Source organism: Microcoleus harperi Pol14_C6, assembly GCF_036701295.1.
GTDB lineage: Bacteria > Cyanobacteriota > Cyanobacteriia > Cyanobacteriales > Microcoleaceae > Microcoleus.
In genome coordinates, this window is the sequence record NZ_JAUBQN010000087.1 from 1 (window position 1) to 6,906 (window position 6,906).

The 6,906-nt window shown below is 45.4% G+C and carries 7 protein-coding genes; 4 read left to right on the plus strand and 3 right to left on the minus strand.

The features are described from left to right. Window positions 1-161 precede the first annotated feature (161 nt). On the plus strand, window positions 162-266 hold the full coding sequence (locus QUA27_RS27595; protein ID WP_445251559.1) for an IS1/IS1595 family N-terminal zinc-binding domain-containing protein: 105 nt from the start codon (window positions 162-164) through the stop codon (window positions 264-266). A gap of 149 nt (window positions 267-415) precedes the next feature. Here QUA27_RS27595 and QUA27_RS26855 read toward each other — a convergent pair whose 3' ends face one another. Further along, window positions 416-1,288: an ABC transporter permease gene (locus QUA27_RS26855; RefSeq protein WP_333072051.1), complete on the minus strand. Its 873-nt coding sequence runs from the start codon at window positions 1,286-1,288 to the stop codon at window positions 416-418. A 238-nt stretch (window positions 1,289-1,526) separates the two neighbouring features. Between QUA27_RS26855 and QUA27_RS26860 the strand changes: the two genes are divergently transcribed. Both QUA27_RS26860 and QUA27_RS26865 read left to right on the plus strand, forming a co-directional pair. Next, complete coding sequence (locus QUA27_RS26860; protein ID WP_333072052.1) at window positions 1,527-2,855, plus strand: M16 family metallopeptidase; 1,329 nt, start codon at window positions 1,527-1,529, stop codon at window positions 2,853-2,855. Window positions 2,856-3,338: 483 nt separating this feature from the next. Continuing rightward, window positions 3,339-4,373 (plus strand): C39 family peptidase, encoded by a 1,035-nt coding sequence (locus QUA27_RS26865; protein WP_333072053.1) that lies wholly within the window; start codon window positions 3,339-3,341, stop codon window positions 4,371-4,373. Between the two features lie 179 nt (window positions 4,374-4,552). On the opposite strand, the gene nadC is transcribed toward QUA27_RS26865, so the two are convergent. Next, window positions 4,553-5,416, minus strand: coding sequence for a carboxylating nicotinate-nucleotide diphosphorylase (gene nadC / locus QUA27_RS26870; RefSeq protein ID WP_333072055.1), 864 nt, complete (start codon window positions 5,414-5,416; stop codon window positions 4,553-4,555). An 89-nt stretch (window positions 5,417-5,505) separates the two neighbouring features. Then, window positions 5,506-5,691, minus strand: a complete 186-nt coding sequence (locus QUA27_RS26875; protein WP_333072057.1) for a hypothetical protein — start codon at window positions 5,689-5,691, stop codon at window positions 5,506-5,508. Between the two features lie 118 nt (window positions 5,692-5,809). On the opposite strand from QUA27_RS26875, the gene QUA27_RS26880 reads away from it, so the two are divergent. After that, complete coding sequence (locus tag QUA27_RS26880) at window positions 5,810-6,757, plus strand: HNH endonuclease (RefSeq protein ID WP_333072058.1); 948 nt, start codon at window positions 5,810-5,812, stop codon at window positions 6,755-6,757. The last annotated feature ends 149 nt before the right edge of the window (window positions 6,758-6,906 follow it).

Consider the following 6,906-nt stretch of genomic DNA (forward strand, 5'->3'; position numbering starts at 1 on the left):
ATCGGCACTCCGGCATCGACTGCAATTACTCTGCTTTAAGGCTGTTAGTAGGGCGAGGAATCCTTGCTCTACTAATATGTCCCGCAAGTAGGTAAATGCTTTGGTAGTGAAGCACACTAATGGTTTAATATTAAATCAACATAAATTTCCGAAGTAAAAGTATAGAATGTCCTAATTGTCAAAGCTATTTTTTTATTAAAAATGGAAATATTTATTACAGGAAACAGCGATTTAAGTGTAAAAATTTTAGTCGTCAGGAAAATTAAAAATACTCAATATAAGCAGCTTTCACTCCTTTGAAATGGCTTCAACTCCCGCCAAAAGTTTGAGCATACCTGAACAATTTTTAGAGGAGGCACAGTATGGCTCAAATACTGTGCTTGCTGCGTAAGTCCTGAATATTGCTATTTCATTGCTATTTCCTGGCTGCAGCATTGGATCTGGGGTCTAAAGCGTCTCGCAGCCCGTCGCCCAAAAGATTGAAACCCAGAACAGTCAAGGTAATCAGCAAACCGGGAAACAAAATAGTCCAAGGAGAAGAAAGAGCGTATCCGCCCTTAAAAGCATCAGAAAGCATCGTCCCCAACTCAGGAACCGGTGGCTGTGCGCCCAAACCCAAAAAACCCAAACCGGCAGCTTCTAGTGTCGCCGTACCAGTCGAAAGAGTTGCTTGTACAACTAGAGGCGCCAGACTTCCCGGAAAAATGTGGCGAAAAATAATCCGCAAGTCGCTGGCGCCCAAGGCCTTGACAGCCAAAACAAATTCTTGTTCCCGCAGAGACAGCACCATACTGCGAGTTAAGCGGATATAAATCGGAATTTGCACGAGGCTGACAGCGATAATTACACTTTGCAGGCTCGGCCCGGTGACGGTAACAACGCCGATCGCCAGTAAAATCGAAGGAAAAGCTAACAAAATATCCGCCAAAGTGCCGATCGCCATTTCCAGCAACCCCCGAAAATACCCGGCCACCAGCCCCAAAAGCGCTCCCACAATTAAACCCGCACCCACAGAAACCAGGCTGACGACTAAAGAGATCCCCAATCCGTGCCACACCCGCACCAACAAATCTCGCCCCAAACCGTCGGTGCCAAACCAATGTTTAGCGCTAGGAGCCACCAAGCGCGACAAATAATCTCGATCGACCGCCGGATCGTAAGGAGAAAGTAGGGGGGCCAACAGTGCCGAGAGCATCAGCGCTAAAGTCAAAATTAAGCCGATTTTCCCCGAAGTCGATCGCCAAAATCGTTGAAAAGCTGCTTGTGGAAATACTAAGTTTTTATTCAATCTTCGATTTTCCATCGAATGCTGTCACCAAAAAACAGAGGACTTGGGCAACTATTAGGATAAATTAACGATCGCGATCGCAGAAATACGTTAACAAGACTTCTTCCGGGAGACCAAAAACTCGGTGCGTGTATTACCGTCCACATCCAATTGCATTTTTCGCGCCAAATGGCGAATGCCTGAGTCCTTCCTTAAAGACCCTTTAAGATATAGAGAACAAGATAAATCTAAAAGCCAAATGACATCAACCCTACTCAAAACCTCAGCTCGATCGCCCCTCAACGCCCCAACAATCCGCCATTTCCCCAACGGCCTCACCGTTATAGCCGAACACTTGCCGGTCGATGCTGTTAACCTCAGCGTGTGGCTCAATTTAGGCTCAGCCGTCGAACCAGACGACATTAACGGCATGGCTCACTTTTTAGAACACATGATTTTTAAGGGAACTCCCAGCATTCCCAGTGGCGAATTTGAGCGCGCGATCGAGCAGCGCGGCGCTGTCACCAATGCTGCCACCAGCCAAGATTACACTAACTATTACATCACCACAGCCCCTAAAGATTTTGCCGAACTAGCCCCCCTGCAAGTCGATGTGTTGCTCAACGCCAGCATTCCCGACGACGCCTTTGATCGAGAACGGCTGGTAGTCTTAGAAGAAATTAGACGATCGGAAGACAATCCCCGCCGCCGTACCTATCAGCGATCGATGGAATTAGCCTTTGAAGTCCTGCCCTACAAGCGACCGGTACTCGGTCCGACTGCGGTAATCGAACAGTTGACAGCCCAACAAATGCGGGATTTCCACAGCAGCAGATATCAGCCAGGGGCCATGACAGCCGTAGCTGTAGGCAATTTGCCAGTCGAGCAACTAATAGAAATTGTCGCAGACAGTTTTTCAGCAAAAAGTACAGCACAACACAACAAAATAAATGTGCCTGCTGTCGGCAACTTTCACCCAGAATCCCAAATCGCGAACTACGGCCAAGAATCGCCGTTTACAGAAACAGTCCGCCGCGAATTTGTAGACTCTGCCCTTCAGCAAGCCCGACTGATCGTGATGTGGCGAGTGCCTGGTTTCATGGAAATGTCAGAAACTTATGCCCTGGACGTTTTGGCGACAATATTGGGTCACGGCCGCACAACTCGCTTGGTTCAGGATTTGCGCGAAGAAAAAGGGCTAGTTTCGTCAATTTCGGTCAGCAACATGACTCAGCGACTTGGCGGTGTATTCTCGATTTCCGCTCAACTACCAACAGAAAACTTGGCAGCAGTGGAAGCTGCGATCGTCGAACACATCCGCACTCTCCAAACCGAACTGGTGACAGATGCCGAAATTTCCCGCATCCGCACTCAAGTAGCAAATCGGTTTATCTTTGGTAACGAAACTCCGAGCGATCGAGCAAGTTTGTACGGTTACTATCAGTCGATGGTAGGAGATATCGCTCCCGCCCTCAACTATGCCGCCTGTATCCAAGCTCAGACTGCCGAGGATCTCCGAGAAGCCGCCGTCAAATATCTTTCTCCAGACGCGATGGGTGTTGTGGTAATTCGCCCGGACGAAGCATAAATCTGACTTCGCCTCAACAGGGGAATTCTGCCATCCCTCTGGTTTAGAGGCATCCAACGGCATTCGGCATTCGGCAGAAACAATGTCAACGCGCACGAGGGATTTTTAGTCAATAGTGCGTGAAATTCGCTCGGCCCTCGCCTTGAAGGTTTTGTATCAAATAATTAATACGAAGCCTTTAAGGTATGGACGATCGGCAAAATTACCGTAATTTTATGAGACGATAAACTCGGAATTATTGACGAGTCAGCAATTTAGTCTAGGGAAACCGGATTGATCGGCGATCGTAATTCTAAAATCTAAAATCTAAAATCTAAAATCGATGGCTCGGCAAAATTACCGTAATTTTATGAGACGATAAACTGGGAATTATGGACGAGCAAGCAATTTAGTCTAGGGAAACCAGATTTATCGGCGATCGTAATTCTAAAATCTAAAATCTAAAATCTAGAATCTAAAATCGATTGACAGGGGCACGCAAGCATGAAATTACAAAACTTTCTCAACTCAAAAATTAGGTACGATGCCAAAGCAATTGCTGCAGACGACGAACTCAGTGGTCAAATTCAAAGCCGCCTCATTGACCTGGGTTTACTGAAGCCTCCCGTAGACGGAATTTTTGGCCCTCTCTCTACGGCCACCCTCCACCGATTTCAAACTCTGATGAAGTGCGGCGAACCGGGTTTTTTGGGAGCAGTCACAGCCAAAAAGCTGATTGAAACCAAACCAGAGGAGATTCCCACACATCCCCTGATCCTAAAAACGCTCAGAGACACCATTTTAAAATCAAAACCGCTGGCGTCTTCTCAACTTCACGACTCGGAAAAACAAGTAATACCAGCCGGAAAAGAGTTTGAGATTCTGGCTTTTGCTCCGGCTCGCGGTCACATCAGAGTTGCTCTCCGCAACGAGTCTTTCAAAGGTTCAGGAATTTGGTATGTTTTTGGAGCACACGCTCAAATTACTCAAGAGAGCGTTCTGTTTTATCCCAAACCGAATCCCCCAACTGTCAGGCTTGGCATTCCTTATCGATCGCAACTGGATAACTTGAATAATCCTACAGGTTCTTGCAATGTAACTTCATTAGCGATGTGTATGGACTTTTTGAAAGTGCCACGCCGCAAACAAACCGGGCAATATGAAGACGAACTCTACGAATATGCGATCGCCAAAGGTTACAGTCGCTGGGACCCCTACGATTTAGCAAAGATTGTTAGAGATTACGGCGCTCAAGATTTCTTTACCGAGAATGCAACTATTGATGACGTTCAAGATTGGCTAGCCAGCGGAAATCCTGCTGTCATCCACGGATACTTCACGTCTTTCGGTCACATTATAGTTGCATCAGGCTACGACAGCGAGGGATTCTTCGTTCACGATCCCTATGGTGAGTGGTTCCGAAGTGGCTACGATACAAGTATCAGCGGTGCTTATTTGCACTATACTTACCGCTTAATCCGCAGCCTCTGTATGCCTGACGGGAATTTTTGGGTTCATTTTATCTCAAATCATTGTTAAAAGTCATTAGTCATTAGTCATTAGCTAAGAGATAAGTTGCCTCGGCAATTCTTCGGCGATTAAAATCGCTTAATAGTCAAACGAAGTCGGAGCAGAGGGAGACTAAAGAATAAAGAGGCTATTAAAGCTTGATTTGGTATTGGCCATATTTTCTATCACTAATGACTGCTGACTAATGACTAATGATTCTGAATTTTCATGCTCAAATCCAGCCAAGTCGATCGCGTAATCGGAGCACTGGTAGAAATATAGTCAACTCCGGTTTCTGCAACACTCCTAATTGTTTCTAAAGTAACATTGCCGGAAGCTTCAATTTTTACCCGATCGCTCTTTTCGCGAATTATTGCCACAGCCTGCCGCATCAAATCAAAGGACATATTATCTAACATGATAATATCGGCTTTGTGCTGCAAAGCTGTCTCTACTTCGGCGAGAGTTTCGGTTTCGACTTCGATCGTCAGCGGATAGGGGATAGAATTGCGAATTAGGGCGATTGCCTCTGCAATTCCCCCAGCCGCCGCAATGTGATTATCTTTAATCATCACCGCGTCATCTAATCCCATCCGGTGATTGCTAGCACCGCCGACTTGAGTTGCGTATTTTTCCAACAATCTCAATCCCGGCGTTGTCTTGCGCGTATCCACCAATTGCACGGGCAAATCGGCAATTTTGTCAACATATTTCTGAGTTAAAGTAGCGATGCCGCTCAAACGCATTGCCAAGTTTAATGCAACTCTTTCTCCGGTTAGCAGCGCATCGAAATTGCCGGAAATCTCGGCGATTACTTCTCCTTTTTGGCACAGTTTCCCTTCCGGTACTTGGGGGATGAAACGGAGGCTGCTATCTAAAAGTTTAAATGTGCGATCGGCAATTGGCAATCCGGCAATGACTCCAGCTTCTTTGACAATCCATTTAGCCGTACCCTGGATGCTGTTTGCGGGAAATAAGGCCGATGTTGTGCGATCGCCCCTACCGATATCTTCTAGTAGCCAGTTGTGCAATAGGGAGTCTAAAACTATCCAAGGCGGTAATATTGCTGTCATGTTTTTGTCGGTTGTTATATCAAGATCGTATCTACTAGGAACAATAGTCGATCGGGCAATTTTCGGCAAGTTGCAAAATAAGGATGGTGTCAGTGCGATCGGGGGCGATTCCCTTCGGGATAGCTTCGCTTCACGCGATTTGGGTAGAAAGGGAGGGCGATCGCCACACGAGCACTAGATAATGGAGTATTCTGTTGCTGACGTTGGGTGTTGGTGCTACAACGGAGTAGATGCGTATCGATTTGCTCAAACGGCGCAGTTTTGTAGTCAATCACCTGTTGACAAGGTTAGGTGTGAGTCCTTTAATGGGATGGATGAGGCGAAGTTTGATCGCAAAACGTTCAAACGTTATAGTTAGCAATATAGTTAGCAATCAAAATATTTCTGTGGGATATGAGTATTAATCAGAGAGATATCAAGCTTCTGTGGGGTAAGGCTGCAAGCAGATGCGCTTTTCCAGGTTGCATAAGTCAGTTAATTCAAGATAGTGAAGCTACTTCAAGTAGTTTTCCCATTGGTGAGCAGGCACATATCGTAGCGAAAGAAAAAGATGGTCCTCGGGGCAAGAGTCCCTTTACACCTGCCGAAAGAGACTCTTACGCTAATTTAATTCTCCTATGTCCTACTCACCATACAATTATTGACAAAACTCCAGAGGATTACCCAGTTGAGAAGCTACAGGCTTTTAAGACTAATCATGAACTTTGGGTTGAGCAAACACTGGCATGGGATTTAAACCAGAAAGCCAAAGATATTATTTATACAAGCCTGATTGATTCAGCCATTGAATATTGCCATTTGCCTGAATGGAATCAATGGACAGAGAGGGCGCTAGACTCTGAGATTCCCATATGGTCTGTTGAGTTGCCGGATGATTTTCTTAAATTCCGCCAAAAGGTATTCAGCACTGATTTCCCTGGCACTTTAATAGAGTTGGAGAAAGCAGCTAAAACCTTAAGCATATTACTTAATAAGGCTGCCAGGGTTTTTCAGAAACATTCTAAAATTTACAGGTATGATGATGGAACTAGAGTTTGGGAGGGGGTGAAATTTTATAAAATTAACGAATGGAATACACAACGATATGACAAATTAGCACAAGAGTTCGATGATTGGATAGAAGAGTGCCATCAACTTATTATAGCTGCTACAAAAGCGGCAAATTGGTTTAGGGAAGTTGTTAGAAGAGACATTAACCCTATGTTTTTGGCTGCGGAAGGTAAATTTACAGTGACATATCCTTGCTCACAAAATATGGGTTTGTTGCACCCGTATTTACTGCCAGAATATACGCAAGAAGAAAAGGCTAACCTCCCTGACTCTTTATCAGAAGATGAATAGCCTGCGGGGTTACTTGCAGTCGTCGCCTCTAACAAGTCGCTAAAAATAAAAAGTATACACTGTGAGCGCGACTAATATCAGGTTCGGATAATTAGTTATAATTAAGGGCAGCCGATTCACAGGGAGGCCAAACCCCCTATGCCAAAAAA

Excerpts from the sequence above, each read along its gene's own strand:
- QUA27_RS26860 (WP_333072052.1), top strand. The coding sequence starts at position 1,527 with ATGACATCAACCCTACTCAAAACCTCAGCTCGATCGCCCCTCAACGCC.
- nadC (WP_333072055.1), bottom strand. The coding sequence starts at position 5,416 with ATGACAGCAATATTACCGCCTTGGATAGTTTTAGACTCCCTATTGCAC.
- QUA27_RS26880 (WP_333072058.1), top strand. The coding sequence starts at position 5,810 with ATGAGTATTAATCAGAGAGATATCAAGCTTCTGTGGGGTAAGGCTGCA.
- QUA27_RS26865 (WP_333072053.1), top strand. The coding sequence starts at position 3,339 with ATGAAATTACAAAACTTTCTCAACTCAAAAATTAGGTACGATGCCAAA.